Raw genomic sequence first — 26,993 nt, forward strand, 5'->3', positions numbered from 1 at the left:
GGGCCTGCCCGGGAGGTTCGGTCTTGCCAACAGGGTACTTGTACAGCGTTGCGGCAGGCGCTGCAACGTGACCTTCCCCCGGTGGCCCGCGACCTCGATCGACCCGCCTCAGATCACCCGGAAGTGATGCGTGCCATCGCGCGCGAGTTGCGCGACCAGGCCGAACTCCCAGTCGAGGTAGGCCTGCATCGCCTCGGCCGGCGCATCGGTGCCTTCGTAGGGACGGCGGTAGCGTTGTGCACCGGCAGAGTGAACCGCGCCAGGCGCGCCGGTCTCGCTGAACGCGGCGGCATCGACGGGCGCGAGCACATGCACGTCCCAGCCCATCTGCGCGAGCCACGATGCGGTCATCGGCGCGCGCACGGCGTCGTCGTCCGCCAGCACGATGCGTGCGCCGCGCACGGGCACGTGGTGGTCGGTTTCCTGCACCAGCTGGCCGCCCGGCGCGCTGGCGAAGCCGGGCAGGTGCCCGGCCGCGTATTCCTCCGGCGTGCGCACGTCGAAGCGGTACAGCGTGCGGCCGGGCGCCTCGAGCGAATGCAGGGCGGCCAGCGCGATCCATTGAACGCCGGCGCGCTCGGCCACGCCGCGCGCATCGGCCTGCGCCTGCGTGCGGATGGCCTCGCCGAGCGCGGCCGGTGCGCGCCGCACGGCACCCTGGTCGAGCACCTGCCCCGCCAGCTTCCAGCCGATGGTGCCGTTGCGCAAGGCCGCAACCGGGTTCGGAATGCCGACGTTCACCAGCGACTGCGTGCCGATGATGCTGCGCGTGCGGCCCGCGCAATTGACGATGACCTGCGTGGCCGGATCGGGCGCGAGCGCGCGCACGCGCAGCACCAGCTCGGCGCCCGGCACGCTGGTGGCCGTGGGGATGCTCATGGTCTGGTACTCGTCGAAGCGGCGCGCGTCGAGCACGACCACGTTCGCCTGCCCATCGACCAGTGCCTTTACCTCCTGCGCCGACAGCGACGGCGTATGGCGCTCGTGCTCGACCAGCTCACCGAAGGACTTGCTCGGCACGTTTACATCGCGGAACAGCTCGCCGCCGGCCCCGCGCCAGCCTTCGAGACCGCCTTCGAGCCGGTGCACGCGGGTGTAGCCCAGCGCGGCTAACAGGGCGGCGCCGCGCGGCACCAGGTCTTCGCCCGCATCGTCCTCGCCATAGAGCACGATCAGCGTGTCGCGGCGCGGAATGCGGCGCCGTGCGTCGGCCTCGATGCGCGACAACGGCAGGTTGGCGGCCCAGAGCGGATGGGCCTGTGCGAAGGGATGCTCTTCGCGCAGGTCGATCAGGGCGATTTCGCGGCGGGCGAGCAGGTGGGCGCGCACGTCCGCGAAAGAGAGGGTGTCGGTCATGGCGGGCGCTGCAGGTTGGAATAGCCGGAGACGAAGGGCTTGCGCCCTCCTTCGGGCGGGTAAGTATGCCGCTGCACGCGGCCGATGTCGGCGCCGTAGACATGGATGCTGATCGACACGCGGTCGTCGTGCGCGTTGCGCACGCGGTGCACGTCGCCGAGGGTGGGCGACACGGCCGTCACGTCGCCCGGGGCCAGCCGCACCGGCTCGCCCTGTGGCTGCAAGGCATCGCCGACCTGCGCATAGCCCTGGCTGTACTCCGCACCGCGCAGCATGCCGATCAGGCCCCACACCGTGTGGTCGTGCACCGGCGTGGCCTGGCCCGGGCCCCAGACGAAGCTCACCACCGAAAAACGCGCGGCCGCATCGACGTGCAGCGCGAACTGCTGGTAGCGCAACGGGTCGGGTTGCGCATACGCATCGGGCAGCCAACCATCGCGCGCGACCAGCCGGCGCAACAGCGCACCGCCTTCGCGCAGGATGCGCGCTTCGTCCGGCGCGCTGTCGAGCAGGCGGCTGAAGGCGGCGACGAAATCGTGCAGCGGTGCAATCGCGGCGGCGCTCACGCGGCGCGGCGCCAGAGCTGCGCGTCGGTGATGGCGCGCACGTCGACCCGCACCGGCAGGATGCCGTCGCGCGCCGAGCGGTCCGCCACGGTCTGCAGCGCGACGATGTCGGCCTCGCTCACGGGACGCCCGGCGACGGCCGAGCGTGCGGTGATGGTGCGCGCCGCCTCGATCGGCAGCCGTGTGAGCTGGGTGTAGGCCTGTGCATAGGCCTCCGGGTTGGCCAGGGCCCAGTCGCCGGCGCGCGCCAGCCGGTCGAGAAACTGCACGATCGCTGCGCGCTTGCCCGCATCGGCCAGCGCCGCCTCGCTCGCGGTGATGAAACCGAGCGCCGTGTTGATGCCGCGCCCGTCGCGCAGGATGCGGCCGCCCTGCTGCAGGGCAATCGTGTAGTACGGGTCGAAGATGGCCCAGGCATCGATCTGCTTCGACACGAAGGCCGCGGCAGCATCGGTCGGCAGCACGAACTTGACCGTGACCTCGTCGCGCCGCACGCCTGCTTCTTCGAGCGCGCCGTAGAGCTGGTACTGCGAGATGCTGCCGCGCGCCGACGAGACGATCACGGTCTGGCCGCGCAGGTCTGCCACGCTGCGCAACGGCGAGCCCGGCTGCACCACGATGCCGAGCGATTCGGCCTTGCCGACGCGCGTGGCCACGATCTTGAGCGGCGTCTTGCCGACGGCTGCGGCCAGCACGGGCAGGTCGCCGGCCACCGCGGTGTCGACCGCGCCGCTGCGGTGCGCCTCGAACAACGGCGCCGCGCCCTGGAAGTTGGCCCAGCGCCAGGCGAACGGCGCGCCGTCGAGTGCGCGCGAGGCTTCGAACAGCGCGCGCAGGCCGCCGGCCTGGTCGCCGAGCACGAGCGCGGCAGGGGTCTGCGCGGCCGCATGGTGGCCGATGAATCCGGCCGCGCCGAGCGAGGCAACGCCGGCCTGCTGCAGCCAGCGGCGACGGGAGAGATGAGATGCCTTCATGCAACGACCTCCTGCAGCGCGCGGCGCCCGGCGGCCACCAGCACCGCGTCGTTCTGCGGCGTGTGGATGCGGCCGCACAGCACGTCGCGGTAGTGGCGCTCCAGCGGGTTCTGGCGCGTGAGGCCGTGGTTGCCGCTCGACTGCAGCGCGAGTTCGACGGCGCGGATCGCGTTGTTCGTCACCGTGTGCTTGAGCAGGCCGCTGTCGGCGGCCGCGGGCGGATGGCCACCGTCCACCGATCCAGCGGCGTGGTCGAGCAGCACGCGGTTCACGCGCAGCAGCGCTTCGATCTCGCCGACCGTCTCCTGAATGCGCGGCAGGCTCGCGAGGGGTGCACCGAGGCCGCTGGGTGCGCGCTGGTTGAGGAATTCGATGAGCCAGTCGCGCGCGGCCTGCGCGACCGCGTCGTAGAGGCTTCCTAGCAGCACGACCATCCAAGCCTGCTGCGCCGCATGGGCATCGATGTCGGTCTGGCTGCCGGCGTCGGGCGCCCAGTCGACCGGCGCACGCAGGTCGACCGCGTGCGCGAGTGGAATCGCCACCTCGTCGAACACGACTTCGTGACTGCCCGAAGCGCGCAGGCCCAGGTGATCCCAGCTCGCGATCACGCGGATGCCTGGCGCATCGCGCGGCACGAGGAAGGTGCCGACACGCGGCGCGGCCTCGTCGGTGCGGCCCCACACCGCAAGCCAGCGCAGGCCTTCGATGCCCGTGGTGTAGAGCTTGTGGCCGCTGAGGCGCCAGCCCTCGCCATCGCGCCGCGCGGTGGTGCCGGGCAGGCCACCGCGCGCCGGCGACCCGAGTGCGGGCTCGACCCGCAGCGAATTGATCAGCGCACCGTGCGCCACGGCATCGCGCGTCACGCGCTCGCGCAGCGCCGCGGGCCAGCGGCTGTCGCTACGCGCGATCGCGTGGTGCTGCAGGTAGGTCATGGTGAGGATCAGCGCGGTGGCCGGCTCGCCGCGCGCCACCGCCGCGATCACGCGGCGCGCAGCAGCCAGCGTGGCACCGCCGCCACCAAAGGCCTGCGGTGCCACCAGGCCGATCAGGCCGCGGACCTGCAGCAGTTCGAAGTTGGCGCGCGGAAAGGCACCGCTGCGGTCGTGGTCGGCCGCGGTGGTGGCGAACAGCGCGGTCAGTTGCGCAAGCAAGGCCGCATCGGGCGATTCGGAGACGGGCGCATCGCGGCGCAGGGGTATGGCACTCATGCCGCAAAGGTAGCGGCGAGCGGCGCGCCGGGGAACAACCGATCCCGCATATGCAAACTCGTTTTTCTGCGTTCTCTTTTCAGGTCGCGATGGCTACGGTCGGAGCCATGAAACCTTCATCCCTCCATCGCCGTGCGTGGCTCCAGGCCGCAGCCGCCACCGCCGCCGCCGGCCTGCTCCCCCCGCTGGCACAGGCGGCCGGCGCGGCCCAGCCCGACCTGCGCGGCGTGACGCTTCGCGTCGGCACCTACAAGGGCCTGTGGCGCCCGCTGCTGCAGGCCTCGGGCCAGGCCGACACGCCCTACAAAATTGACTGGCGCGAGCTCAACAACGGCGTGCTGCACATCGAGGCGATCAATGGCGACGCGCTGGATCTCGGCTCGGGCAGCGAGATCCCGGCCGTGTTCGCCGCGCGGCAGAAAGCCAACGTGCGCTTCGTCGCCGTGACGCACGAAGACCTCAACAACCAGGCCACGCTGGCCCGCAAGGATGCGCCGATCCGCAGCATCGCCGACTTCAAGGGCAAGCGCGTGGGCTACGTGCGCGCCACCACCTCGCACTACTACCTGGCCAAGCAGCTGGCCGAGGCCGGCCTGTCGTTCGCCGACATCCAGCCGGTGAGCCTGACACCGGCCGACGGCCTCTCGGCCTTTGCACGCGGCGATCTCGATGCATGGGCGATCTACGGCTACAACGGCCAGCTCGCGCGCACGCAGTACGGCGCCCGCACCATCAAGACCGGCGTCGGCTACCTCTCGGGCAACTTCCCGATCTATGCCAACCCGCGCACGCTGGACGACGCGCCGCGCCGCGCCGCCATTGCCGACCTGCTGCAGCGGCTGCAGCGCTCGTTCGCCTGGATCAACGGCAACTTCCTGGCGTACGCGCGGGCCCAGTCGGCCGAGACGCGCGTGCCGGTCGGCGACCTGGTCGAACTGTTCAACGGGCGCAGCGGCGACTACAGCCTCGCGGCCGTCGACGACAGCGTGATCCGCAGCCACCAGGACGTGGCCGACACCTTCCAGAAGCTCGGCGTGCTCGACGGGCCCGCCAACGTGCGGCCGCTGTGGGATCGCAGCTTGTTATGAGGCTCGTGGGATGAGGCTCGCCCCCAGGCTGCGCGGCACTGCGTGTCCGCTTCGCCAACCCCCTACCGGGGGCAACACCAGCGGCCCGGCAAAGCCGGTTCCGCGGTGTTTCCGCAATGAACCCGAAATGAAATCCGCATCGCACCTTCGCCAATTGACAAAGAGGACTTCGCTATGAGCCAGAACAACGTTGAATTCATCGGCATGATCCAGGGCCAAAAGGTCTCTGAGATCCATGCCGCCAAGGGCCCGGCGATCGACCGCGACTACGTGCGTGCCTTCGCGCAAGCGCACGAGCAGGCCGGGTTCGACCGCGTGCTGGTGCCGCACCACTCCACCAGCCCCGATGCCACGCTCACGGTGGCCTACGCGGCCTCGGTGACGGAGCGGATCCATTTCATGCTCGCGCACCGCCCGGGCTTCGTTGCGCCGACGCTGGCAGCACGCCAGTTTGCATCGCTCGACCAGTTCAGCGGCGGCCGGCTCGGCGTGCACTACATCTCGGGCGGCTCCGACGAAGAACAGCGACGCGACGGCGACTGGCTCGACCACGACCAGCGCTACGCCCGCACCGACGAATACCTCGACGTGTTGCGCCGCGTGTGGACGAGCGAAAAGCCTTTTGACCACGAAGGCGCGCACTACCGCTTCCAGAACGCGTTCTCGGAAGTGAAGCCGCTGCAGACGCTGAACGGCAAGCCGCATGTGCCGGTGTATTTCGGCGGCGCGTCGGAGGCCGCGATCCCGGTGGCCGGCAAGCACGCGGACGTGTACGCGCTGTGGGGCGAATCGCTGGAGCAGGCGCGCGAGCTGACTTCGCGGGTGCGCGCTGAGGCCGCGAAGCTTGGCCGGCAGGTGCGCTTCTCGGTGTCGTTCCGCCCGATCCTGGCCGAGACCGAGGACAAGGCCTGGGAACGCGCCGACCAGATCCTGGCCGAGACGAAAAGGCTGCGCGTGGTGCAGGGCTTCGGCCGCGGCGGCCCGCAGCAGAGCGAGGGCGCCAAGCGGCTGCTGGCAGCGGCGTCGCAAGGCTCGCGGCTCGACAAGCGCCTGTGGACAGCGGTGGCGCAGGAGATCGGCGGCCGCTCGAACAGCACCGCGCTGGTTGGCACGCCCGATCAGGTGGCCGATGCGCTGCTCGACTACTACGACCTCGGCGTGACCACCTTCCTGATCCGCGGCTTCGACCCGCTGGAAGACGCCATCGACTATGGCCGCGAACTGATCCCGCGCACCCGCGAACTGGTGGCGCAGCGCGCGGCCTCCGTTCGCAAGGCGGCTTGATGAATTCCTCCCTCCCCTTCCGGGGGAGGGCAGGGGTGGGGGCAGCGGCCTCGCCCACTGTCACTGCTTTCGACGCCGTCGTACCCCCATCCCAACCTTCCCCCGGAGGGGAAGGAGCAATGCAAGGAGATCCTTCATGAGTGCCGTTCTTTCCATCGACCGCAACGCGGCCCAGCCGCTCAAGCTCAACCCGAACCCGCAGCAGAAGTACTGGTTCGACCCGCCCGCGCCGCGCACCAGCATCGGCGCCGAGCGCCGCCACCGGCAGGAACGGCTGGCCGGCGCGTTCCGCCTGTTCGCGCGCTTCGGCTTTGCTCAGGGCCTGGCCGGCCACATCACGGCGCGCGATCCGGAGCTGGCCGACCACTTCTGGGTCAACCCGCTGGGCATCCATTTCTCGCGCATCAAGGTGTCCGATCTGCTGCTGGTGAATTCCCGGGGCGAAACCGTCATCGGCGACCGCCCGCTCAACAAGGCCGCCTTCGCGATCCATGCGGCGATCCACGAACACAACCCGAAGATCGTCGCCGCGGCGCACACCCACTCGACCTACGGCAAGGCCTGGTCGACGCTGGGCCGCAAGCTCGACACGCTCACGCAGGACAGTTGCGTATTCCACGACGACGTGGCGCTGTTCGACGACTTCACCGGCATGGTGGTCGACGAGAGCGAAGGCCTGCGCATCGCGAAGGCGCTGGGCGACCGCAAGGGTGCGATCCTGAAGAACCACGGCATCCTGAGCGCGGGCCCGACAGTCGAAGCCGCCGCCTGGTGGTACATCGCGCTCGACAACGCCTGCCATACCCAATTGCTGGCCGAGGCAGCCGGCAAGCCGCAACCGATCGACGACGCCGTGGCCCGCCACACGCACGGCCAGATCGGCGGGCCGGACGGTGCCCGCCACGCCTTCGAGAGCCTCTACGAAGGCCTGGTCGAATCAGAACCGGAGCTGCTGGAATGAGCACGCACGACCGCAGGCGCTTTCTCGCGCTGGCCACGGGCGCCGCGTTGGCAGCACCGGCACTCTCGCTGCGCGCGCAGCCGCGCCCCGTGCTCAAGGCAGGTGACCAGAAGGGCGGCCTGCGCGCACTGCTCGAAGCGGCCGGTGGGCTTGAGGGCCTGGGCTATGACATCCAATGGTCGGAATTCCCTGCGGCAGCGCCGTTGGCCGAAGCACTGAACGCCAATGCCGTCGACTCCGGCCCGATCGGCGATGCGCCGCTCGTCTTCGCGCTGGCGGCCGGCACGCGGGTGAAGGCGATCGGCGCCAACCGTTCCGATTCGTACGGCACCGCGGTGCTGGTGCGGCCCGACTCGCCGCTGAAGACCGCGGCCGACCTCAAGGGCAAGAGCATCGCAACCAACCGCGGCTCGATCGGCCACTACGTGACGCTGAAGGCGATCACGTCGGCCGGCCTCAAGCCCGACGAGGTCAACATCCGCTTTCTGGCGCCGGCCGATGCCAAGCTGGCGCTGACGCAGGGCTCGGTCGATGCGTGGGCCACCTGGGAGCCCTACACCGCGCTGGCCGAAACCAGCCAGCATGCGCGGGTGCTGGTGAGCGGCCGCGGCCTGCTGCCGGGCCTGAGCTACCTGGCCGCCACCGACGCGGCGATCGCCGCGAAGCGCCCGGTGCTGCAGGACTTTCTGCTGCGCGTGGTGCGCGCGCAGGCCTGGTCGTACCGCAACGTCGACGCGTTCTCGGCCACGCTGGCGCGCATCATCGGCATCCCGCCGGAGGCGGCGAAGCTGCAGTTCGAGCGGCGCCAGCAACGCTGGGTGGCGATCGATGCCAAGGTCATAGCCGACCAGCAGGGCACCGCCGACTTCTACCAGCAGGTCGGGCTGATCAAACAGCGGCTGGAGGTGCGCGATACCTTCGACACGGGGTTCTTCGGCACGAGCGGGTGAGGCGGTCTTCGCGTGCGGGCTCCGGGGGCTCGCTCCGGGCCGGGGTCAGGGGCGGGATCGGGCCCGGAGGCTTCGGGGCGCTGGGTTTCGGGGCGGGATCAGGGCGGCGTGACTGCTTGCGCTGAACACCACGAGCGTGCCCTGGCCGCTGGTGGTGGGTGGCCCCTGCAGCGAAATAAAGGAGGAGGCCGCAGGCCGGGGGACATTCGCGGAAGGGGCCACCCGCCGCCGGCGGCCCGCCCCCAGCGTCAAGCCCCGAACCTGCGAACCCGCTAACCGCTAACCCGCGAACCCGCGAACCCGCGAACCCGCGAACCCGCGAACTCGCGAACTCGCGAACTCGCGAACTCGCCAACCAGCTAACCCGGTTTGGCACGCTGCCCCGTACAAGCCTCCACGGTCAATGTCGACCGGCTTGCGAGGAGCCTTTCATGTCCCATCCTGTCGCCGCCCTGCCGCCCCGTGCGGACTTGATGAACCGCCGCCTGTTGCTCGGCCTGCCGGCCGGCCTGCTCGCGGCCAGTGCGGTGCCGGCCTGGGCGCGCACGCAAGTCGACGGACGCTGGCTCCGCATCGACGTGCAGGATCGCGACAGCGGCGAAACGCTGCCGGTCTACACCGCCGCCGATGGCCAGCGCTATGTGGCCGGCCGGCCGGGCGCGCGCTACGGCATCACCATCCGCAACCTGCGGCGCGAGCGCATCCTGGTGGTGATGTCGGTCGACGGCGTCAACGTGCTCAACGGCCAGACCGCCGGCTGGAACCAGGACGGCTACGTGCTCGGCCCGCTGGGCGCCGGCCAGATTGCCGGCTGGCGCAAGAGCGACCGCGAGATCGCGGCCTTCGAGTTCACCGCGCCGGGCGATTCGTATGCATCGCGCACCGGCCGGCCGCTCGACCTCGGCGTGATCGGCGTCGCGGTGTTCAGCGAGCGGCGGCCCGAGCCGCGTCCGGTGCCGCCGCCGGTAATGCAATCCTCGCCAATGCAGGATCGCGCGGCCGCCAACAAGGCCGCCGCGCCGGCCGAAGCCGAGGCGGCAGCGCCGGCACCGGCTGCGCCCGCCGGCTCGCTGGGCGCGGGCGCGGCCAGCGACGCCGCGCCCTCGGCACTCGCCAGGCGTGAGCGCTCCGCCATGGCGGAACAAAAGCTGGGCACCGGCCACGGCCAGCGCGAGGAATCGGTGATCACGCACACCCGCTTCGAGCGCGCCCGCAGCACGCCCGACGAGGTGATCGCGCTGCGCTACGACAGCCGCGCCAACCTGATCCGCATGGGCGTCATTCCCGATCCTGACGAGCGCGTGGCGCGGCCGCGGGCGTTTCCGCAAAACCCGCAGACGGGCTACGTGCCGGATCCGCCGGCGCGCTGGTGATCAGCGTCAGCGCTTGGCCGACCGGTACAGCCCCTCGACCTTGGGCACGTTGGCTTCGAGCTTCTTGATGCGATCCGGCCCGCTCGGGTGGGTCGACAGGAAACTCAGGCCGCCCGCCTTTCTGTTTGCCTCGGCCATCTTCTTCCAGAGCGAGACTGAAGCCGTCGGGTCGTAGCCCGCGCGCGCCGCCAGTTCCAGCCCGACCAGGTCGGCTTCGGTTTCGTCGTTGCGGCTGAACTTGAGCGTGATGAGCTGCGTGCCGGCGCGCGCCGCCATGTCGCCGGCCTGGCCGAGGCCGAGGATCTGCGCGCCGATGGACAGCGCCGCGCCGGTGCCGACGCTCTTGGCCAGCCGCGCGCGTGCATGTTCGCGCAGCGCGTGCGCCATCTCGTGGCCCATCACCATCGCGACCTCGTCGTCGGTCAGCTTCAGCGTATCGAGGATGGCGGTGAAGAACGCGATCTTGCCGCCCGGCATGCAGAAGGCGTTGATCTGCTTGCTGCCGATCAGGTTGACCTCCCACTTCCACTTCGCCGCACGCGAGTTCCATTGCGCGGCGAACGGAATGATCCGTTCCGCGATGGCGCGCAGCCGCTGCAGTTGCGGGTTGCCGTCACCCGCCAGCGCGCCCTTGGCCTTGGCCTGTGCGAGCAGTTGCCCGTATTGCTGGGTTCCGGCCTGCTCGATGTTGTCGGCGGGCACGAGGTTGCGCGCCATCGAGGGATTGCCGACCTCGACCTGCGCCAGCGCGGGGGGCGCAACGGCAGCACCGGCCGCGAGCAGGAGGAACGCGCGGCGCGCAACGCCGGGGTTGGAAAGGCGGAAGCCAAAGCAGCGTGAACACATGGGGGAATAATAAGCAGCCTGCCCCGTTCGCACTCCATGTCCCTACCCACCGCCGAACAAACCCTCCCCGCTTCCGAAGAAGACCGCAAGCTGCCCTGGCGCGACACGCTCAAGGTGTACCTCGAGCCGGCCACGCTGCGCATGCTCGCGCTCGGCTTCTCGGCCGGGCTGCCGCTGCTGCTGGTGCTGGGCACCTTGAGCTTCCGGCTGCGCGAAGCCGGCATCGACCGCACCACCATCGGCTACCTGAGCTGGGTTGGCCTGGCCTATGCGTTCAAGTGGGTCTGGGCGCCGCTGGTCGACCGGTTGCCGTTGCCGCCGCTGACCACGCTGCTCGGGCGCCGGCGCGGCTGGCTGCTGCTGGCGCAGGCCATCGTCATCACCGGCCTGGTCGGCATGGCGATGAACGATCCGCGCGCCGGGTTGCATCCGCTGATCTGGTGCGCGCTGCTGGTGGCATTCGGCTCGGCCACGCAGGACATCGCGCTCGACGCGTTCCGCATCGAATCGGCCGAGACGCGCAAGCAGGCGGCGCTGGCCGCGGCCTATCAAACCGGCTACCGGCTCGCGATGATCTGGGCCGGCGCCGGCGTACTGTGGGTCGCGGCCTGGGCCGAGGTGAGCGGCAGCGGCGGCTACCAGAATGCCGCCTGGCGCACCGCCTACCTGGTGATGGCGGGCTCGATGGCCGTGGGTGTGCTCACCGTGCTGCTCTCGCCCGAGCCGGCCCGGCGCGTGCTGGCCAGGCCGAAGAACGCGGCCGAGTGGCTGCAGAGCGTGCTGGTCGAACCCTTTGCCGACTTCATCCGGCGCTACCAGTGGCAGGCCGCGCTGATCCTTGCGCTGATCGCCGTCTACCGCATCAGCGACGTCGTGATGGGCATCATGGCCAACCCGTTCTATGTCGACATGGGCTTCACCAAGGACGAGGTGGCCACGGTCAGCAAGATCTTCGGCGTGATCATGACGCTGGTCGGCGCCTTCGTTGGCGGAGTGCTGTCGATGCGCTTCGGCGTGATGCGGGTGCTGATGCTGGGCGCGGTGCTCAGCGCGGCGAGCAACCTGCTGTTCGCCTGGCTCGCCACGCGCGGGCACGACCTCCGGGCCCTGGTGGCGGTGGTGTCGGCCGACAACCTGGCGGGCGGCATCGCCTCGGCGGCCTTCATTGCGTACCTGTCGAGCCTCACCAACATCAACTATTCGGCCACGCAGTACGCGCTGTTCAGCTCGATGATGCTGTTGCTGCCCAAGTTCATCGCCGGCTATTCGGGCGTGTTCGTCGATGCGTACGGCTACGGCACCTTCTTCACCGCCACCGCGCTGCTGGGCGTGCCGGTGCTGTTGCTGGTGACGCTGGCGGCGCGCGCCCGGAGCGTGTCCGAGCCCCGCTCCTAGCCCAGGATGGCCGGTCGCTTCTGTCGGAAAAGCCCCACGTGGCGGCGGCGACCGAACTGGTAGGCTTTGCCGCTCCGGCCTGGCGCCAATCTGCCCCGGCCACGATTCCGTCTTCTCCCTTTTCGAAACACCGTCGTGCCCTCCCCGATTCCTCCCCTCCAGATCAGTGCCTTCACCGCCACGTCGGCTGTCGGCGTCGGCAAGGCGCCGCTGCTCGCCGCCCTCGAACAAGGCCGCAGCGGACTGCGCGCCAACGACTTCGGCGCGGCGCCCCTGCCGACCTGGATCGGCCGCGTCGATGGCCTCGAGGAACTGCAGTTGCCGCAAGAGCTGGCCGAATGGGACTGCCGCAACAACCGCCTGGCCTGGCTCGGCCTGCATGCCGACGGCTTCATGGAAGCGGTCGCAGCGGCGCGCGCGCGCCATGGCGCCGCCCGCATCGCGCTGATCCTCGGCACCTCGACCGCCAGCATCGGCGAGACCGAGCTGGCCTACACGCAGCTCGACGGGAACGGCGGCTTCCGCCCCGACCAGCAACGCCCGCGCCTGCACACGCCGCACTCGCTCGCGCTGTTCGTACAGCAGGTGCTGCAGCTCGAAGGGCCGTGCGAAACCATTTCGACCGCCTGTTCCTCGAGCGCCAAGGCCTTCGCCTCGGCCGAGCGGCTGATCCGGCTCGGGCTGGTCGACGCGGCGGTGGTCGGCGGCGTCGACACGCTCTGCGGCAGCGTGCTGTTCGGCTTCAACTCGCTGGAACTGGTGTCGCCGCAGCCTTGCCGGCCGTTCGATGCGCAACGCGACGGCATCAGCCTCGGCGAGGCGGCCGGCTTCGCGCTGCTGGAGCGTGGCTCGGGCCCGCTGCAGCTGCTGGGCTACGGCGAATCGAGCGACGCACACCACATGTCGACGCCGCACCCTGAAGGCCTGGGCGCAGAGCATGCGCTCGACGACGCGCTCGCGCGCGCCGGGCTCGGCACCGACGCGATCGACTACATCAACATGCACGGCACCGCCAGCACCAAGAACGACGAGGTCGAAGGCGGCCTGGTGGCGCGGCGCTTTCCCGCCACCACCCACGCCAGTTCGACCAAGGGCTTTACCGGCCACACGCTCGGCGCGGCCGGCATCGTGGAGGCGGTGATCAGCCTGCTCGCGCTCGAAAGCGGGCTGAAGCCCGGCACCGTCAACTGCCAGGAGATCGGGGCCGACTTCGGCCCGCAGATCAGGCTCGATCCGGCTCGCGGCGAGGTGAATTACGCGCTCTCCAACTCGTTCGGCTTCGGCGGCAACAACTGTGCCTTGATCTTCGGCAAGGGGGTCGCGGCATGAGCACGAGCGCCGCACGGGCGCCCGAAGGCGCGAGCGCTCCCTCGGGAGGCGCCGCCCCATCCACGCCCACGCTCTATATCGAAGGCCCGTCGTTCTGGGCGCCGTCGCTTCCTGGCTGGGACGTCGCCCGGGCCGCCTTGCGCGGCGAGGGCGCGCTGGTCGACCCGCCGGCCAAGCGGCCCGCGCCGCAACTGCTGGCGCCGGCTGAGCGGCGCCGCGCCCCCGATACGGTGGCCCTGGCGCTGGAAGTCGCGACCGCCACCGTTGCGGCGTCAGGCCGCGACGCGAAGGAACTGCCCTGCGTGTTTGCCTCGGCGCACGGCGACCTCGGCATCAACGACTACATGTGCAGCACGCTTGCAAGCGACCCCACGCTGCTGTCACCCACCAAGTTCCACAACTCGGTGCACAACGCCGCGGCCGGCTACTGGACGATCGGTACCGGCTGCATGGCGGCCAGCAACTCGCTGACCGCCTACGAAGCCAGCTTTGCGGCCGGCCTGCTGGAGGCCGCCACCCAGTGCGCGGCCGACCAGCGCGCCGTGCTGCTGGTGGGCTTCGACGTGCCGGCCGTCGGCGCGCTGAGCTCGGTCACCACCAGCCGGGGTCTGCTGGCCGTGGCGTTCGTGGTGGCACCCACCCGCACAGAGCGCACGGTGGCATCGTTCGACTGGTCGCTTCATTCAGGCCCGGTGCAGTCGCCGATGCTGCAATCCGAAGCGGCGCGCACACTACAGGTGAACGCGATCGCCGATGCGCTGCCACTGTTCGAGGCACTGGCTGCCAACAACCCGCTGCCGCTGCTGATGCCGCTGGCACCCACCCTTTCGCTGCGCGTCGCGCTGCACCAACATACGGATTGAGACCATGACAACTGCCACAACCCCTCAACACGACGTCGTGATCATGGGGGGCGGTCTGGCAGGACTCACCCTCGCACTTCAGCTCAAGCAGCGCTTCGAGGGCATCGACGTGCTGGTGCTGGAACGCCGCGGCCACCCGCTGCCGCATGCGGCGCACAAGGTGGGCGAATCGTCGGTGGAGATCGGCGCGCACTACTTCGACACCGTGCTCGGCCTCAAGCCCCACATGCACTCGGGCCAGCTGTACAAGTTCGGCTTCCGCTTCTTCTTCAGCGAGGGCCGGCGCGACATCGACCAGGTGACCGAGATCGGCGCCAGCCGCTACCTGCCGATACCCAGCTACCAGATCGACCGCGGCATCTTCGAGAACTTCCTGGGCGAGGAAGCGCTGCGGCGCGGCGTGCGCTTCGTCGACAACGCGATGGTGCGGAAGATCGAGCTGGCCGAGGGCAGCGACACGGACGGCCTGCACCGCGTGAGTTGGACGCAGGGCGGCGAGACCCACAGCGCCCAGTCGCGCTGGCTGATCGATGCCTGCGGCCGCGCCGGCCTGCTCAAGCGCAAGCTGGGACTGGCCGAGACCAACGCGCACGACGTCGACGCCGCGTGGTTCCGCATCGGCGAGCGCATCGACGTCGACCAATGGAGCGACAACGAGGAGTGGCGCGCGCTGTGCGAGCCGCAGTCGCGCTGGCTCTCGACCAACCACATGTGCGGCGCGGGCTACTGGGTCTGGCTGATCCCGCTGGCCTCGGGCTCGCACTCGGTCGGCATCGTGGCCGACCCGAAGCTGCACCCGCTGGAAACCTACAACACCTTCGACAAGGCCATGGACTGGCTGAAGCGCTGGCAGCCGGCAGTGTTCGACAAGCTCGACGACAAGCGCCACCTGTTGCAGGACTTCTTGTTCCTGCGGCACTTCTCGCACGGCTGCAAGCAGGTGTTCTCGGGCAAGCGCTGGGCGCTGACCGGCGAGGCCGGCCTGTTCCTCGACCCGTTCTATTCGCCCGGCAGCGACTTCATTGCGATCGGCAACACCTACATCACCGACCTGATCGCGCACGACCGTGCCGGCGATCCGCTGGAAGCGCGCGCGCAGCTGTACGACCAGCTCTACCACTCGTTCTACGAGAGCACGCTGGCGCTCTACCAGGATCAGTACCCGCTGTTCGGCGACCCCGAAGTGCTGCCGGTGAAGGTGATCTGGGACTACACCTACTACTGGAGCGTGCTGTCGCAGATCTTCTACCAGGAGCGGCTCACCGATCTGGCGGTGCTCGGCAGCCTGAAGAACGAGTTGGTGCATTGCCAGAAGCTCAACGTTGCGGCGCAGCATTTCATGCGCGAGTGGTCCGGCGTGAGCGCCAAGCGCAACCCTGCCGTGATGCTGGACCATGCCGCGCTGCCGTGGTTCGTCGCGCTCAACCAGAGCATGAAGGACAAGCGCGACGACGACGACGCCTTCCGCCGGCGCATCCGGTCGGCGGTGGTGCTGCTGCGCCAGCTGGCCACCGAAATGGTCGAGCGCGCCAACCAGGACTACCCCGGGCTCGGCAGCGGTGCACTCGGCCCGCTGCTGGCGCAGGAAATCCCCGGACTGCCCGTGGATCGGGCGCAGACCGCGATGCTTTTTACGGCAACCCCCGTCCTCGCGTAACCCGCGCGTTTACCCAACTTTACGCAGCGTTCAAGCCGCCTTGCCGGCGCGCCGCGACGATCGTTCCATGAGCACACCGCAACTCCTGATGATCGAAGACGACGCCCGCCTGGCCCAGATGGTGAGCGAATACCTCACGCAGTCGGGCTTCGGCGTCACGCATTCACCCGACGGAATCAGCGGGCTGGAGCAGTTGCAGCAGCGCGCACCGGATCTCGTGATCCTCGACCTGATGCTGCCCGACATCGATGGGCTCGAGGTCTGCCGCCGCATCCGTGCGCTGCCCGGCGGGCTGGCCAAGGTCTCGGTTCTGATGCTCACCGCCAAGGGCGATCCGATGGACCGCATCATCGGCCTGGAGATCGGCGCCGACGACTACCTGCCCAAGCCCTTCGAGCCACGCGAGCTGCTTGCGCGCATCCGCGCCGTGCTGCGGCGCCGCAGCGAGACCGCCAGCGAAACCGCGGCAGCCACGCTGATGCGCTTCGGCTCGCTCGAGATCGACCGCAACGCGCGCGCCGTGACAGTGAGCGGCGAACTGGCCGACCTCACCTCCTACCAGTTCGACCTGCTGGTGGCCATGGCCGAGCGGGCCGGCCGCGTGCTCACGCGCGACCAGATCATGGAAGCCGTGCGCGGACGAGAGCTCGAGGCCTTCGACCGCTCGATCGACGTGCACATGGGGCGCATCCGCGCCGCGATCGAGGTCGATGCGAAGGTGCCGAAGCGCATCCTGACCGTGCGCGGCGTTGGCTACGTCTTCGCCAAGCAGCAGGACTGATGGCCAATCTCTACTCCCGCCACCTCTACGTCCGCATCTGGCTGGCGGTGGTGGCGGGCGTTGTCATCCTCACGCTCACCGCGAGCTGGATGGTGCGCGTGGCGACCGAGAGCGAACGCGACCGCATCTCGGTGCTGCCGCGCACGGTGGTCGTGCGCGACGCCGAAGACCGCGTGATCGGCACCGGCCAGGCCACGCGCGTGCGCGGCCAGGGCCTGGAGTTCGACCTGACCCTGAGCGACGGCCGCGCGCTGACGCTGCAGATGCCGCCGCGCGACCAGCAGGCCGGCCCGGCCAGCCGCCAGACGCCGCCGGCCTGGCGCACGCCGTTCGGCTTCATCTGGATGATCGCGCTGGTCGGCGTCGCGGTGGCGCTCGGCGTCTACCCGATCGTGCGGCGCATCACGCAGCGGCTCGAGACCCTGCAGCGCGGCGTGCAGCGCTGGGGCGACGGCGATCTATCGGTGCGCGTGCCCGAGCAAGGGGACGACGAAGTGGCTGACCTTTCAAAGCGCTTCAACGCTGCGGCGGCACGGGTGGAGACGCTGGTGCGCTCGCACAAGTCGCTGCTGGCCAATGCCTCGCACGAACTGCGCTCGCCACTCACCCGCATCCGCATGGGGCTGGAGCTGATGGGCACCAACGCAACGCCGACCACCACCGCCCGCGACGAGATCTCGCGCAACATCGGCGAACTCGACCAGCTCATCGACGAGATCCTGCTGGCGAGCCGGCTCGACGCGCACGAAGCCGACATGGGCACCATCGAGACGGTCGACCTGACCGGGCTGGCCGCCGAGGAATGTTCGCGCGTCGGCGCCGAGCTCGACCTGGTCGATGGCACCAGCAGCAACGGCCTCAACGTGCCGGGCGTGGCGCGCCTGTTGCGCCGCGCGATCCGCAACCTGCTCGAAAACGCGCGCCGCTACGGCGCCGGCGAGATCAGCGTGGAGCTGGCGGTCGATGCACACAGCGCCGAGGTGCGCGTGAACGACCGCGGCCCGGGCGTGCCGGTCGCCCTGCGCGAGCGCATCTTCGAGCCCTTCTACCGGCTGCCCGGCGCGAGCGAGCGCGAAGGCGGCGTCGGGCTCGGGCTGGCGCTGGTGAAATCGATCGTCGAGCGCCACGGCGGCAGGGTGCGCTGCGAGGGGCGCGAGGGCGGCGGCGCCAGCTTCGTCATCGCACTGCCACGTGCCGGCGCCGCCGTGCTATAAAAATCATAGCTACCCGCGTCCGGAAGACGGGCGCCTCCGCCTCTTTTGATCCACTTTTGATCCCTAGAATCTCGCCCATGTCGAGAAATTGGTTGGTTCGCCCGGCAGCGATGCTCTGGGGCTTTGTGGTCTTCATGCCGGTCGGCGCCAACTACGGCGCCTTTGCGCTGCTGTTGCTGGCGCTGCTTGCGGGTGGCGGCTGGCGCGAGCGAGCACAGCGCGTGCGCCACCATCCGCTCTGGTGGCCGACCGTGGCCTACGTCACCTGGACGCTGCTGGTGCTGGCCTTCGGCGCGCACTATCCGCAGACGCCGTCGAACATCGTGCATGGCCTGCGCATTGCGGCCACGGTGCTGATGGCGCTGGCGCTGACGCGTGAAGAAGCCGTCTGGGCGCTGCGCGGCTTCCTGCTGATGGCGGTGATCGGCATCGCGATGATCGCGCTGTACTACACGGTCGGCTTTCCGATGGCGGAGGCCTGGCGCGCCCTGCTGGTGCTGGTCGGCAACAAGTCGATCAGCAACGCGTTGCTGCTGACCATCTTCGGCGCCAGCGCGGCCGTGCTCGGGCTGGCCCTGCTGGCCGGGCGCCGCCCATGGCCCGTTGTGTTGGCGTTCGGCTTCACGCTGGCGGTGATGGTGATCATCACGTTCACGCTGCCTTCGCGCACCTCGATGCTGGCCCTGCTGCTGGCCGTGCCGCTGGCCTGCCTGCACCAGTGGCGGCGGCAGTTGCGCGTGCTGGCGATCGCGATGCTGCTCGGCGGCGCGCTGGTCGGCGTGGCGGTGTGGCAATCGCCCGCGGTGCAGCAGAAGTTCGCGCTCGGCGTGCAGGAGATCGAGGCGGCTCAGGCCGGCGCCGTGTCGGAAGGCAGCTGGGTCGTGCGCTTCTACATGTACCGCGACACGGCGCGCATGATCATAGACAAGCCGCTCACCGGCTGGGGCATCGGCGGCTGGACGCAACAGTGGCACCTGCGCGGACCGAAGCTGCTGGCCGACTACAACATGCCGCACAACGACTTTCTGTGGATGGGCGCGCAGGCCGGCGTGCCCGGTGCGCTGAGCCTGCTGGTGATCGTGCTCGTGGGCATCTGGCAGGCCTGGCGGCGGCACGACCTGACCGGCCGCTTCGCGCTGGTGGCGATGTTCGTGCTGCTGGTGGCGACCAGCGTTAACTCTGCGCTGCGCGATGCGCAGATCGGCCTGAGCCTGCTCTGGATCGCGATGCTCTACCTGCGGCTGGTGCAGGAGCCGGGCGAGCCGTGGCGCGAGCTGTGGCCTCGGCGGGGCGGCTTTCCTTTGTACCGGGTCGGGGTTGAAGACAAGGCTTGACGATTGGGGCGGGCCGCTGGCGGCGGGTGGCCCCTTCCGCGAATGTCCCCCGGGCTTCGCCCTCCTCCTTTATTTCGCTGCAGGGGCCACCCACCACCATCGGCCAGGGCACGCTCTGAATGTTCAGCGCCAAACGGTCACGCCGCGTCCAGGATCAGGGCGGTGGGGCACGCTGCGCAGCGAAATAAAGGGGGAGGCCGCAGGCCGGAGGACATTCGCGGAGCAGCGTGCCCCGCCGCCCTGATCCCGCCCCGGACCCGGACCACCCAGCCGCCCAGTCCGAGTCAGTGCCGGTGGCCCAGCATCTCGCCGGCCTTGAGCCGGTAGACCGTGCCGCAGTAGGGGCACTTGGCCTCGCCGGTGCGGCCCACGTCGAGGTACACCTTGGGGTGGTTGTTCCAGAGCGGCATGTCGGCCTTGGGGTTCGGGCAAAACACGCCGCCCTGGTGGTTCAGTTCCTTGCCGAGCAACTCGACGACAGCGGTGGTGGACATGTTCAGACTTTCGCGAGCCAGTGGGCGTATTTGGGATTTCTGCCGTTCACGATGTCGAAGAACGCAGTCTGGATCTTCTCGGTGATCGGGCCGCGCGAACCGGCGCCGAGCTCGATGCGGTCGAGTTCGCGGATCGGCGTGACTTCGGCGGCGGTGCCGGTGAAGAAGGCCTCGTCGGCGATGTAGACCTCGTCGCGCGTGATGCGCTTTTGCACCAGCTCCAGGCCCAGATCCTTGCAGATGTGCAGCACGGTGTTGCGCGTGATGCCGTTCAGCGCGCCGGCCGACAGGTCGGGCGTGTAGACCACGCCGCCCTTGATCACGAAGATGTTCTCGCCTGCGCCTTCGGAGACGAAACCGCTCGCATCGAGCAGCAGCGCCTCGTCGTAACCGTCGTCCAGCGCTTCCATGTTGGCCAGAATGGAATTGGTGTAGTTGCTCACCGCCTTGGCCTGCGTCATGGTGATGTTGACGTGATGCCGCGTGTAGCTCGATGTCTTGACGCGGATGCCGCGCCGCATGCCCTCTTCGCCGAGGTAGGCGCCCCAGGCCCAGGCCGCGACCATCAGGTGGATGGTGTTGCCCTTGGGGCTGACGCCCAGCTTCTGCGAACCGATCCAGGTGAGCGGGCGCAGGTAGCAGCTCTCGAGCTTGTTCTCGCGCACGACCTGCTTCTGGGCCTCGTTGACCTCTTCCTTGCTGAAGGGAATCTTCATGCGCAGGATCTTGGCGCTGTTGAACAGGCGCTCGGTGTGCTCCTCGAGCCGGAAGATCGCCGTGCCGTCGACCGTGTTGTAGGCGCGCACGCCCTCGAAGGCGCCGCAGCCGTAGTGCAGCGTGTGGGTCAGCACGTGGATCTTGGCGTCGCGCCAGTCGACCAGCTGGCCGTCCATCCAGATCTTGCCGTCACGGTCCGCCATCGAAGGCGCGGGAGGGACGAGGGCGCTCATTTTTGTGTCCTTTGAGGGAAAGGGGTTCGCAGAGCCGGCGATTTTACGGCCCGGCCACAATGACGGTTTCGCCCAACGTTTCGACCCCCCGCTTCAGGAAAGAGTGTCCCTTTGTCCTTCTTCAAGAACGTCATCGTCTATCGCATCGAATCTTCATGGTCTGCCACGCTCGCGCAGGCCGAACTGGCCCTCGATGGCCAGCGCTTCGTGCCCTGCGGCCCCTCGCAGGAAAAATCGGCCGGCTGGATCGAGCCGCGCGGCGCGGCGCACGGCCCGCTGGTCGAATCCATCGACGGCCAGTGGCTGCTCGAATTCATGATCGAGGCCAAGGCCGTGCCGGCCTCGGTGGTGCGCCGCAAGGTCGACGAGCGCTGCGCGCAGATCGAAGCCGCCACCGGCCGCAAGCCCGGCAAGAAAGAAAAGAGAGAGCTCAAGGAAGACATCGCGCACGAGTTGCTGCCGATGGCCTTCACGCGCCAGGCCAAGGTCGCGGTGTGGATCGACCCGGTCGAGCGCCGGCTGGTGGTGAACAGCTCGAATGCGACGCGCGCCGACGAAGTGGTCACGGCGCTGGTCAAGGCGCTCGACGGCTTTGCGGTCGCGCAACTGTCGACCCAGATCGAACCGGCCGCCGCGATGTCGAACTGGCTCTCGACGCAGGAGCCGCCGGCCGGCTTCAGCATCGACCGCGAATGCGAGCTCAAGGCCAGCGACGAGTCGAAGTCGGTGGTGCGCTATGCCAAGCACGCGCTCGACATCGACGAGGTGCGCCAGCACATCGCCGCCGGCAAGCGCCCGACACGGCTCGCGATGACCTGGGACGACCGCGTTTCGTTCGAGCTCACCGAAGCGATGCAGCTGCGCAAGATCGTGTTCCTCGAAGGCACCGACAGCGCCACATCGTCACGGGATGCGAAGGACGACAACTTCGACGCCGATGCCGCCATCGCGACCGGGGAGCTGGGGCAACTGGTGCCCGATCTGCTCGAAGCGCTGGGCGGCGAAATGGCGCTTGGCACGGCGGCACCGGTGGCAGCCGACCCCGTGCCCGCCGCAGAGGAAACCGAAGACGCGCCGTTCTAGGCCACGGGCGGCTGGTACGCCGAATCTTCCGGCTCCGGCCGCGTCAGTGACCACTGGCGCAGCTTGCCGTCCTGGAATTCGGCATCGACCCATGAGCCGCCGCCATCCGTCCAGCGGTACAGCTCAGGCTGCTGGTCTTTGGGCGAGCGCAATTCGCCGATGGCGCGCGTGAGCGCCATCGCATGCAACAAGGTCACGCCGGGCTTGAGCTTGGCGTTGAGCATCACCGCGCTGTCGACGTAGCCGATCGGCCGGTTCGCTGCGCGCCGCATCACCTGCATGGTGCGGTTGAAGTGCATCAGCAGGAACATCACGATCGCGCCCGACACCAAAGCCACCCCGGCCCAACCGTAGCTCTTCCAGGCGAAGCCAAGTAGCACGAGCCCGCCGAGCGGCACCAGGATTTTGCGCAGGTTCATCGACCCATTATCGCGGCGGCTCAATGGAGCTGCCGCACCACGTCCATTGCTTCCTCGACGCGCTCGACCGCGTGGATGGTGAGGCCTTCGATCTCTTTCGCTCCCTTCTTCGGTGCGTTGGCCTTGGGCACCACCGCGATGCTGAAGCCGAGCTTGGCCGCTTCGCGCAGGCGCTCCTGGCCGCGCGGCGCGGGGCGGACTTCGCCGGCCAGGCCCACTTCGCCGAAAGCGATGAAGCCCTTGGGCAGCGGCTTGCCGCGCAGGCTCGAGGTGATGGCCAGCATCACGGCCAGGTCGGCCGCGGGCTCGCTGATGCGCACGCCACCGACCGCATTGACGAACACGTCCTGATCCATGCAGGCCACGCCGGCATGGCGGTGCAGCACGGCGAGCAGCATCGCCAGGCGGTCGCGGTCCAGGCCGACGCTGAGGCGCCGCGGGCTCGGGCCGCCGTTGTCGACCAGCGCCTGGATCTCGACCAGCATCGGCCGCGTGCCTTCGAGCGTGACCAGCACCACGCTGCCCGGCACCGGCTCCGGATGCTGGCTCAGGAAGATCGCGCTCGGATTGGTCACGCCCTTCAGGCCGCGCTCGGTCATGGCGAACACGCCGATTTCGTTGACCGCGCCGAAGCGGTTCTTGATGGCGCGCACGAGGCGAAAGCTCGAGTGCGTGTCGCCCTCGAAATACAGCACCGTGTCGACCATGTGTTCGAGCACGCGCGGTCCCGCCAGTGCGCCCTCTTTCGTGACATGCCCGACCAGCACCACGGCCGTGCCGCTGGTCTTGGCGAAGCGCGTGAGGTGCGCAGCGCATTCGCGCACCTGCGCCACCGAGCCGGGGGCCGACGTGAGCTGGTCGGAATAGACCGTCTGGATCGAGTCGATCACCGCGATTGCCGGCCGGTTCGCGTCGAGGGTGGCGATGATCTTCTCGAGCTGGATCTCGGCCATCACCTGTACCTGCGAATGATCGAGCCCGAGCCGCCGGGAGCGCAGCGCCACCTGCGCGCCGCTTTCCTCGCCGGTGACATACAGCGCGTTCTGCCCGGCGCGTTGCAGCGCATCGACGGCCTGCAGCAGCAGGGTCGATTTGCCGATGCCGGGGTCGCCGCCGATCAGGGTGACGCCGCCGGCCACGATGCCGCCGCCGAGCACGCGGTCGAGTTCGTCAAGCCCGGTGGGCGTGCGCGCCACGTCGTTGGCCTCGATCTCCGACAGTGTGGCGAGTTCGGACGCACCGGCCAGCGCCGCGTACTGCGTGCCGAAGCGGTTGTTGGCGGTGCCTCCGGTCGGCCCGGCGACCTGTTCGACCAGCGTGTTCCATGCGCCGCAGCTCGGGCACTTGCCGAGCCATTTGGGGCTGATGCCGCCGCATTCGCTGCAGACGTAGTTTGTTTTTTCCTTGGCCATCGGGCGAGTGTAGGCAGCGCCGCTGCCGGGCCCGCGCGACGCCCCCGGGAAAACCCCCGCGCCACAGGCTTCGGCAAGGCTTTGCAAAACACTTAACATGTTAAATAATAGCCACCATCCATGAGCACCACCCCCTTCGTTCACCGCAACCTGCCGCGCCTCCTGCTGCAGGCACGCGAGGCCGTCATGGCCCACACCCGGCCAAGCCTGCGCGAACACGCGCTGTCGGATCAGCAATGGCGCGTGCTGCGCGTGCTCGGCGAACACGGCGCGGTCGAAACCGGCCGCGTGGCGCGCGAAGCCTTCATCCTCGGCCCCAGCCTGACCGGCGTGCTCGCGCGGATGGAGCGCGACGGTCTGGTTCGGCGCGCCCGCGATCCGGACGACCAGCGCCGCACGGTGATCGAGGCCACGCCCCAGGGCAAGAAGCTTGTGAAGCGCCTTTCCACCACCATCGAGGCGCACTACGCATGGATCGAGGCGTCGATGGGCAAGACCAAGCTCGGGGAGTTGTATGTGCTGCTCGACCAACTCATCGCACTGGAGCAACCATGAGCTTCGTTCCCCAAGGCACGGTGTACGGCGTGCTGCTCAACTTCAAGGCGGAAGCCGAAGCGCTGGCACCGCAGATGGGCCTGCCGCCCTACAAGGCGCCGCCGCAAGCACCCGTGCTGTACGTGAAGACGGCCAACACCTGGAGTCCGCATGGCAGCACGGTCACGCTGCCGCGCGATGCGGCGCAGGTCGAAGTCGGCGCCACCATTGCGATGGTGATCGGTGCCCAAGGCAGCGTCGCGGGCCATGTGTTGATGAACGACTTCTCGCTGCCGCATGCGAGCTTCTTCCGGCCGCCGGTCAAGTACAAATGCGTCGACGGTTTTCTGGGCATCGGCCCGACGCTGCGTGTCGGCGGCGATCCGTCCGGCTTCTCGCTCGAAGTGCGCATCAACGGCGAGACACGCCACACGGCCGACTTCTCGCAACTGGTTCGCAGCGCACCCCGGTTGCTGGCCGACGTGAACGCATTCATGACGCTGGCACCCGGCGATGTGCTGATGTTGGGCTGCAATGCGGGCCGCCCGCTGGCGCGGGCCGGCGACCGCATCGAGATCGTGGCGCCAGGCTTCGAGACATTGAGCAACACGCTGGCGCAGGAGGCTGCATGAAGCACGCACGCGTCATCTACGAAGGCCGCGAACATAGCGGCACCGCCCACGAATTCGGTGGCCATCCCGACGCGGCCGTGCGCCTCGACGACGGCCGCGTCGTGTTCCAGGACTTGCTCACCTGGCTGCCGCCGCTCGCGCCGACGCCGCGTCCGCGCACCATCCTCGCGCTCGGCCTCAACTACGCCGACCACGCGAAGGAACTCGAATTCAAGGCGCCCGAAGAACCACTGGTCTTCGTGAAGGGCGAAGGCACGCTGACCGGCCATCGCCAGCTCACCCGGCGGCCGGCCGGCGTGCAGTTCATGCACTACGAATGCGAGCTGGTCATCGTGGTCGGCAAGACCGCGAAGAAGGTGCGGCGCGACGATGCGTACGACTTCATCGGCGGCTACACGGTCGCCAACGACTACGCGATCCGCGACTACCTCGAGAACTGGTACCGCCCCAACCTGCGCGTGAAGAACCGCGACACCTGCACGCCGATCGGGCCGTGGTTCGTCGACGCAGCCGACGTGCCCGATCCGATGGCGCTTGCGCTTTCGACCACGGTAAACGGCAAGGTCACGCAATCGGGCAACACGCGCGACATGATTTTTGATGCGCCGTTCCTGATCGAGTATTTCAGCAACTTCATGACGCTCTCGCCGGGCGACCTGATCCTCACCGGAACACCCGACGGCGTGGTCGATTGCCAGCCGGGCGACGTGGTCGTCACCGAGGTCGAAGGCATCGGCGCGCTCGTGAACACCATTCGAGGAACCCCATGAGAATCGACCACTTGATCGACGGCAAGGCCGTTGCTGGTACCGACTACTTCGAGACCGTGAACCCCGCGACGCAGGAGGTGCTGGCCGAAGTGGCCTCTGGCGGCGAAGCCGAAGTGAACGCCGCCGTGGCCGCCGCCAAGGAAGCCTTCCCGAAATGGGCCGGCATGCCGGCACCGCAGCGCGCCAGGCTGATCCGGAAGCTCGGCGAATTGATCGCAGCCAACGTACCGGCCATCGCACGAACCGAGACCGACGATTGCGGCCAGACCATCTCGCAGACCGGCAAGCAACTGGTGCCGCGCGCAGCCGATAACTTCACCTATTTCGCCGAGATGTGCACCCGTGTCGACGGCCACACCTACCCGACCGAGACGCACCTCAACTACACGCTGTTCCACCCGGTCGGCGTCTGCGCGCTGATCTCGCCATGGAACGTGCCGTTCATGACGGCCACCTGGAAGGTCGCGCCCTGCCTCGCGTTCGGCAACACGGCGGTGCTCAAGATGAGCGAGCTGTCGCCGCTCTCGGCCGCACGGCTCGGTGAGCTTGCGCTCGAAGCCGGCATTCCGCCCGGCGTGCTGAACCTGGTGCACGGCTACGGCAAGGAGGCCGGCGAACCGCTGGTGGCGCACCCCGACGTGCGCGCGATCTCGTTCACCGGCTCCACCGCCACGGGCAACCGCATCGTGAAGAGCGCGGGCCTCAAGAAGTTCAGCATGGAGCTCGGCGGCAAGAGCCCGTTCGTAGTCTTCGACGACGCGAACCTCGACCGCGCGCTCGACGCGGCCGTGTTCATGATCTTCAGCAACAACGGCGAGCGTTGCACGGCCGGTTCGCGCATCCTGGTGCAGAAGTCGATCTATGCCGACTTCGCCGCGAAGTTCGCGGCGCGTGCGAAGCGCATCACCGTCGGTGACCCCCTGGACGAGAAGACCATCGTCGGCCCGATGATTTCGCAGGCGCATCTGGCCAAGGTGCGCAGCTACATCGAGCTGGGTCCGAAAGAAGGCGCGACGCTGCTGTGCGGCGGCCTCGGCACGCCCGAATTGCCCGATCGCGTGAAGCGCGGCAACTACGTGCTGCCAACGGTGTTCGCCGATGTCGACAACCGCATGCGGATCGCGCAGGAAGAAATCTTCGGCCCGGTCGCCTGCCTGATTCCGTTCGACGACGAGGCCGATGCGATCCGTCTGGCCAACGACATCGCCTACGGCCTCTCGAGTTACGTGTGGACGGAGAACATCGGCCGCGCACACCGCGTCGCCGCTGCCGTCGAGGCCGGCATGTGCTTCGTCAACAGCCAGAACGTGCGCGACCTGCGCCAGCCGTTCGGCGGCACCAAGGCCTCGGGTACGGGGCGCGAAGGGGGCACCTGGAGCTACGAGGTTTTCTGCGAGCCGAAGAACGTTGCGGTGTCGATGGGTTCGCACCATATTCCGCATTGGGGGGTCTGAGATGAGCCCCTGCTTTTCGCTTGACTGGGTTGAGCGTCGGGCGCGTTGTTCAGGGCGCGCTCACGC

26 protein-coding genes are annotated in these 26,993 nt (G+C 68.9%); 17 read left to right on the top strand and 9 right to left on the bottom strand.

Translation table 11 applies throughout. From position 1 onward, the window contains the following. Positions 1–108: 108 nt before the first annotated feature. The 4 genes from ACSFA8_RS05640 to ACSFA8_RS05655 are packed head-to-tail and all read right to left on the bottom strand — an operon-like array spanning position 109 to position 4,104. Positions 109–1,356: a rhodanese-like domain-containing protein gene (locus ACSFA8_RS05640; protein ID WP_435478534.1), complete on the bottom strand. Its 1,248-nt coding sequence runs from the start codon at positions 1,354–1,356 to the stop codon at positions 109–111. Beyond that, positions 1,353–1,922, bottom strand: coding sequence for a cysteine dioxygenase family protein (locus tag ACSFA8_RS05645; RefSeq protein WP_435478535.1), 570 nt, complete (start codon positions 1,920–1,922; stop codon positions 1,353–1,355). Before ACSFA8_RS05645 ends, ACSFA8_RS05640 begins: the two co-directional genes overlap by 4 nt. Next, positions 1,919–2,896, bottom strand: coding sequence for an ABC transporter substrate-binding protein (locus tag ACSFA8_RS05650; protein WP_435478536.1), 978 nt, complete (start codon positions 2,894–2,896; stop codon positions 1,919–1,921). Before ACSFA8_RS05650 ends, ACSFA8_RS05645 begins: the two co-directional genes overlap by 4 nt. Beyond that, on the bottom strand, positions 2,893–4,104 hold the full coding sequence (locus ACSFA8_RS05655; protein ID WP_435478537.1) for an acyl-CoA dehydrogenase family protein: 1,212 nt from the start codon (positions 4,102–4,104) through the stop codon (positions 2,893–2,895). Before ACSFA8_RS05655 ends, ACSFA8_RS05650 begins: the two co-directional genes overlap by 4 nt. Before the next feature lie 107 nt (positions 4,105–4,211). Here ACSFA8_RS05655 and ACSFA8_RS05660 point away from each other — a divergent pair, with 107 nt between their 5' ends. The 5 genes from ACSFA8_RS05660 to ACSFA8_RS05680 all read left to right on the top strand — a co-directional run bounded on the left by ACSFA8_RS05660 (position 4,212) and on the right by ACSFA8_RS05680 (position 9,760). Continuing rightward, positions 4,212–5,192: an ABC transporter substrate-binding protein gene (locus ACSFA8_RS05660; RefSeq protein ID WP_435478538.1), complete on the top strand. Its 981-nt coding sequence runs from the start codon at positions 4,212–4,214 to the stop codon at positions 5,190–5,192. Positions 5,193–5,366: 174 nt separating this feature from the next. Continuing rightward, positions 5,367–6,476, top strand: a complete 1,110-nt coding sequence (locus ACSFA8_RS05665; RefSeq protein ID WP_435478539.1) for an LLM class flavin-dependent oxidoreductase — start codon at positions 5,367–5,369, stop codon at positions 6,474–6,476. 136 nt (positions 6,477–6,612) lie between these two features. Further along, positions 6,613–7,437 (top strand): class II aldolase/adducin family protein, encoded by an 825-nt coding sequence (locus tag ACSFA8_RS05670; protein WP_435478540.1) that lies wholly within the window; start codon positions 6,613–6,615, stop codon positions 7,435–7,437. Further along, positions 7,434–8,387 carry an ABC transporter substrate-binding protein gene (locus tag ACSFA8_RS05675; RefSeq protein ID WP_435478541.1) on the top strand — a complete coding sequence of 318 codons (954 nt, stop codon included), beginning with the start codon at positions 7,434–7,436 and terminating at the stop codon, positions 8,385–8,387. Before ACSFA8_RS05670 ends, ACSFA8_RS05675 begins: the two co-directional genes overlap by 4 nt. A gap of 431 nt (positions 8,388–8,818) precedes the next feature. After that, positions 8,819–9,760, top strand: coding sequence for a hypothetical protein (locus tag ACSFA8_RS05680; protein ID WP_435478542.1), 942 nt, complete (start codon positions 8,819–8,821; stop codon positions 9,758–9,760). Between the two features lie 6 nt (positions 9,761–9,766). On the opposite strand, the gene ACSFA8_RS05685 is transcribed toward ACSFA8_RS05680, so the two are convergent. Further along, positions 9,767–10,606, bottom strand: coding sequence for a M48 family metallopeptidase (locus tag ACSFA8_RS05685; RefSeq protein ID WP_435478543.1), 840 nt, complete (start codon positions 10,604–10,606; stop codon positions 9,767–9,769). Between the two features lie 36 nt (positions 10,607–10,642). On the opposite strand from ACSFA8_RS05685, the gene ACSFA8_RS05690 reads away from it, so the two are divergent. The 7 genes from ACSFA8_RS05690 to ACSFA8_RS05720 all read left to right on the top strand — a co-directional run bounded on the left by ACSFA8_RS05690 (position 10,643) and on the right by ACSFA8_RS05720 (position 19,179). Next, the gene (locus ACSFA8_RS05690) at positions 10,643–12,001 is read left to right on the top strand and encodes an AmpG family muropeptide MFS transporter (RefSeq protein WP_435478544.1); all 1,359 of its coding nucleotides are present in this window, start codon (positions 10,643–10,645) and stop codon (positions 11,999–12,001) included. Positions 12,002–12,136: 135 nt separating this feature from the next. After that, positions 12,137–13,330 carry a beta-ketoacyl-ACP synthase gene (locus ACSFA8_RS05695; RefSeq protein WP_435478545.1) on the top strand — a complete coding sequence of 398 codons (1,194 nt, stop codon included), beginning with the start codon at positions 12,137–12,139 and terminating at the stop codon, positions 13,328–13,330. Continuing rightward, the gene (locus ACSFA8_RS05700) at positions 13,327–14,193 is read left to right on the top strand and encodes a beta-ketoacyl synthase chain length factor (RefSeq protein ID WP_435478546.1); all 867 of its coding nucleotides are present in this window, start codon (positions 13,327–13,329) and stop codon (positions 14,191–14,193) included. Before ACSFA8_RS05695 ends, ACSFA8_RS05700 begins: the two co-directional genes overlap by 4 nt. A 4-nt stretch (positions 14,194–14,197) precedes the next feature. Next, positions 14,198–15,850: an NAD(P)/FAD-dependent oxidoreductase gene (locus ACSFA8_RS05705; RefSeq protein ID WP_435478547.1), complete on the top strand. Its 1,653-nt coding sequence runs from the start codon at positions 14,198–14,200 to the stop codon at positions 15,848–15,850. Between the two features lie 67 nt (positions 15,851–15,917). Beyond that, positions 15,918–16,631, top strand: coding sequence for a response regulator (locus ACSFA8_RS05710; protein WP_435478548.1), 714 nt, complete (start codon positions 15,918–15,920; stop codon positions 16,629–16,631). Next, positions 16,631–17,845, top strand: a complete 1,215-nt coding sequence (locus ACSFA8_RS05715; protein WP_435478549.1) for a HAMP domain-containing sensor histidine kinase — start codon at positions 16,631–16,633, stop codon at positions 17,843–17,845. The genes ACSFA8_RS05710 and ACSFA8_RS05715 overlap by 1 nt, the downstream gene beginning before the upstream one ends. Positions 17,846–17,922: 77 nt before the next feature. Next, a complete protein-coding gene (locus tag ACSFA8_RS05720; RefSeq protein ID WP_435478550.1) occupies positions 17,923–19,179 on the top strand; it encodes an O-antigen ligase family protein in 1,257 nt (418 codons plus the stop codon). 284 nt (positions 19,180–19,463) lie between these two features. Here ACSFA8_RS05720 and ACSFA8_RS05725 read toward each other — a convergent pair whose 3' ends face one another. Both ACSFA8_RS05725 and ACSFA8_RS05730 read right to left on the bottom strand, forming a co-directional pair. Continuing rightward, a complete protein-coding gene (locus ACSFA8_RS05725; RefSeq protein ID WP_286540865.1) occupies positions 19,464–19,673 on the bottom strand; it encodes a zinc-finger domain-containing protein in 210 nt (69 codons plus the stop codon). Positions 19,674–19,675: 2 nt separating this feature from the next. Next, a complete protein-coding gene (locus ACSFA8_RS05730) occupies positions 19,676–20,623 on the bottom strand; it encodes a branched-chain amino acid transaminase (protein WP_435478551.1) in 948 nt (315 codons plus the stop codon). A gap of 111 nt (positions 20,624–20,734) precedes the next feature. Between ACSFA8_RS05730 and ACSFA8_RS05735 the strand changes: the two genes are divergently transcribed. Continuing rightward, positions 20,735–21,706: a recombination-associated protein RdgC gene (locus ACSFA8_RS05735; RefSeq protein WP_435478552.1), complete on the top strand. Its 972-nt coding sequence runs from the start codon at positions 20,735–20,737 to the stop codon at positions 21,704–21,706. Here the strand turns inward: ACSFA8_RS05735 and ACSFA8_RS05740 are convergent. Together ACSFA8_RS05740 and radA are read right to left on the bottom strand one after the other, a co-directional pair. Continuing rightward, complete coding sequence (locus ACSFA8_RS05740) at positions 21,703–22,125, bottom strand: glycerate kinase (protein ID WP_435478553.1); 423 nt, start codon at positions 22,123–22,125, stop codon at positions 21,703–21,705. The genes ACSFA8_RS05735 and ACSFA8_RS05740 overlap by 4 nt on opposite strands. 20 nt (positions 22,126–22,145) lie before the next feature. Next, entirely contained in the window at positions 22,146–23,537 is a 1,392-nt protein-coding gene (radA, locus tag ACSFA8_RS05745; protein WP_435478554.1) for a DNA repair protein RadA, read from the bottom strand. 120 nt (positions 23,538–23,657) lie between these two features. Here radA and hpaR point away from each other — a divergent pair, with 120 nt between their 5' ends. The 4 genes from hpaR to hpaE are packed head-to-tail and all read left to right on the top strand — an operon-like array spanning position 23,658 to position 26,927. Next, the gene (gene hpaR, locus ACSFA8_RS05750; RefSeq protein ID WP_435478555.1) at positions 23,658–24,092 is read left to right on the top strand and encodes a homoprotocatechuate degradation operon regulator HpaR; all 435 of its coding nucleotides are present in this window, start codon (positions 23,658–23,660) and stop codon (positions 24,090–24,092) included. Continuing rightward, positions 24,089–24,703: a fumarylacetoacetate hydrolase family protein gene (locus ACSFA8_RS05755; protein ID WP_435478556.1), complete on the top strand. Its 615-nt coding sequence runs from the start codon at positions 24,089–24,091 to the stop codon at positions 24,701–24,703. Before hpaR ends, ACSFA8_RS05755 begins: the two co-directional genes overlap by 4 nt. Beyond that, on the top strand, positions 24,700–25,473 hold the full coding sequence (locus ACSFA8_RS05760; RefSeq protein ID WP_435478557.1) for a fumarylacetoacetate hydrolase family protein: 774 nt from the start codon (positions 24,700–24,702) through the stop codon (positions 25,471–25,473). Before ACSFA8_RS05755 ends, ACSFA8_RS05760 begins: the two co-directional genes overlap by 4 nt. Beyond that, positions 25,470–26,927, top strand: coding sequence for a 5-carboxymethyl-2-hydroxymuconate semialdehyde dehydrogenase (hpaE, locus tag ACSFA8_RS05765; protein WP_435478558.1), 1,458 nt, complete (start codon positions 25,470–25,472; stop codon positions 26,925–26,927). Before ACSFA8_RS05760 ends, hpaE begins: the two co-directional genes overlap by 4 nt. The last annotated feature ends 66 nt before the right edge of the window (positions 26,928–26,993 follow it).

Source organism: Variovorax nitratireducens (assembly GCF_051216545.1).
In the GTDB taxonomy this organism is placed as follows: Bacteria; Pseudomonadota; Gammaproteobacteria; order Burkholderiales; family Burkholderiaceae_C; genus Variovorax.

What these genes read in the sequence shown, in the direction of transcription:
- ACSFA8_RS05655 (WP_435478537.1), bottom strand. Translation starts at nt 4,104, where the DNA reads ATGAGTGCCATACCCCTGCGCCGCGATGCGCCCGTCTCCGAATCGCCC.
- ACSFA8_RS05755 (WP_435478556.1), top strand. Translation starts at nt 24,089, where the DNA reads ATGAGCTTCGTTCCCCAAGGCACGGTGTACGGCGTGCTGCTCAACTTC.
- ACSFA8_RS05685 (WP_435478543.1), bottom strand. Translation starts at nt 10,606, where the DNA reads ATGTGTTCACGCTGCTTTGGCTTCCGCCTTTCCAACCCCGGCGTTGCG.
- ACSFA8_RS05665 (WP_435478539.1), top strand. Translation starts at nt 5,367, where the DNA reads ATGAGCCAGAACAACGTTGAATTCATCGGCATGATCCAGGGCCAAAAG.
- ACSFA8_RS05640 (WP_435478534.1), bottom strand. Translation starts at nt 1,356, where the DNA reads ATGACCGACACCCTCTCTTTCGCGGACGTGCGCGCCCACCTGCTCGCC.
- ACSFA8_RS05675 (WP_435478541.1), top strand. Translation starts at nt 7,434, where the DNA reads ATGAGCACGCACGACCGCAGGCGCTTTCTCGCGCTGGCCACGGGCGCC.
- radA (WP_435478554.1), bottom strand. Translation starts at nt 23,537, where the DNA reads ATGGCCAAGGAAAAAACAAACTACGTCTGCAGCGAATGCGGCGGCATC.
- ACSFA8_RS05710 (WP_435478548.1), top strand. Translation starts at nt 15,918, where the DNA reads ATGAGCACACCGCAACTCCTGATGATCGAAGACGACGCCCGCCTGGCC.
- ACSFA8_RS05680 (WP_435478542.1), top strand. Translation starts at nt 8,819, where the DNA reads ATGTCCCATCCTGTCGCCGCCCTGCCGCCCCGTGCGGACTTGATGAAC.
- ACSFA8_RS05760 (WP_435478557.1), top strand. Translation starts at nt 24,700, where the DNA reads ATGAAGCACGCACGCGTCATCTACGAAGGCCGCGAACATAGCGGCACC.
- ACSFA8_RS05650 (WP_435478536.1), bottom strand. Translation starts at nt 2,896, where the DNA reads ATGAAGGCATCTCATCTCTCCCGTCGCCGCTGGCTGCAGCAGGCCGGC.
- hpaR (WP_435478555.1), top strand. Translation starts at nt 23,658, where the DNA reads ATGAGCACCACCCCCTTCGTTCACCGCAACCTGCCGCGCCTCCTGCTG.
- ACSFA8_RS05690 (WP_435478544.1), top strand. Translation starts at nt 10,643, where the DNA reads ATGTCCCTACCCACCGCCGAACAAACCCTCCCCGCTTCCGAAGAAGAC.
- ACSFA8_RS05705 (WP_435478547.1), top strand. Translation starts at nt 14,198, where the DNA reads ATGACAACTGCCACAACCCCTCAACACGACGTCGTGATCATGGGGGGC.
- ACSFA8_RS05730 (WP_435478551.1), bottom strand. Translation starts at nt 20,623, where the DNA reads ATGAGCGCCCTCGTCCCTCCCGCGCCTTCGATGGCGGACCGTGACGGC.
- ACSFA8_RS05670 (WP_435478540.1), top strand. Translation starts at nt 6,613, where the DNA reads ATGAGTGCCGTTCTTTCCATCGACCGCAACGCGGCCCAGCCGCTCAAG.
- ACSFA8_RS05715 (WP_435478549.1), top strand. Translation starts at nt 16,631, where the DNA reads ATGGCCAATCTCTACTCCCGCCACCTCTACGTCCGCATCTGGCTGGCG.
- ACSFA8_RS05700 (WP_435478546.1), top strand. Translation starts at nt 13,327, where the DNA reads ATGAGCACGAGCGCCGCACGGGCGCCCGAAGGCGCGAGCGCTCCCTCG.
- ACSFA8_RS05725 (WP_286540865.1), bottom strand. Translation starts at nt 19,673, where the DNA reads ATGTCCACCACCGCTGTCGTCGAGTTGCTCGGCAAGGAACTGAACCAC.
- ACSFA8_RS05720 (WP_435478550.1), top strand. Translation starts at nt 17,923, where the DNA reads ATGTCGAGAAATTGGTTGGTTCGCCCGGCAGCGATGCTCTGGGGCTTT.
- ACSFA8_RS05740 (WP_435478553.1), bottom strand. Translation starts at nt 22,125, where the DNA reads ATGAACCTGCGCAAAATCCTGGTGCCGCTCGGCGGGCTCGTGCTACTT.
- hpaE (WP_435478558.1), top strand. Translation starts at nt 25,470, where the DNA reads ATGAGAATCGACCACTTGATCGACGGCAAGGCCGTTGCTGGTACCGAC.
- ACSFA8_RS05660 (WP_435478538.1), top strand. Translation starts at nt 4,212, where the DNA reads ATGAAACCTTCATCCCTCCATCGCCGTGCGTGGCTCCAGGCCGCAGCC.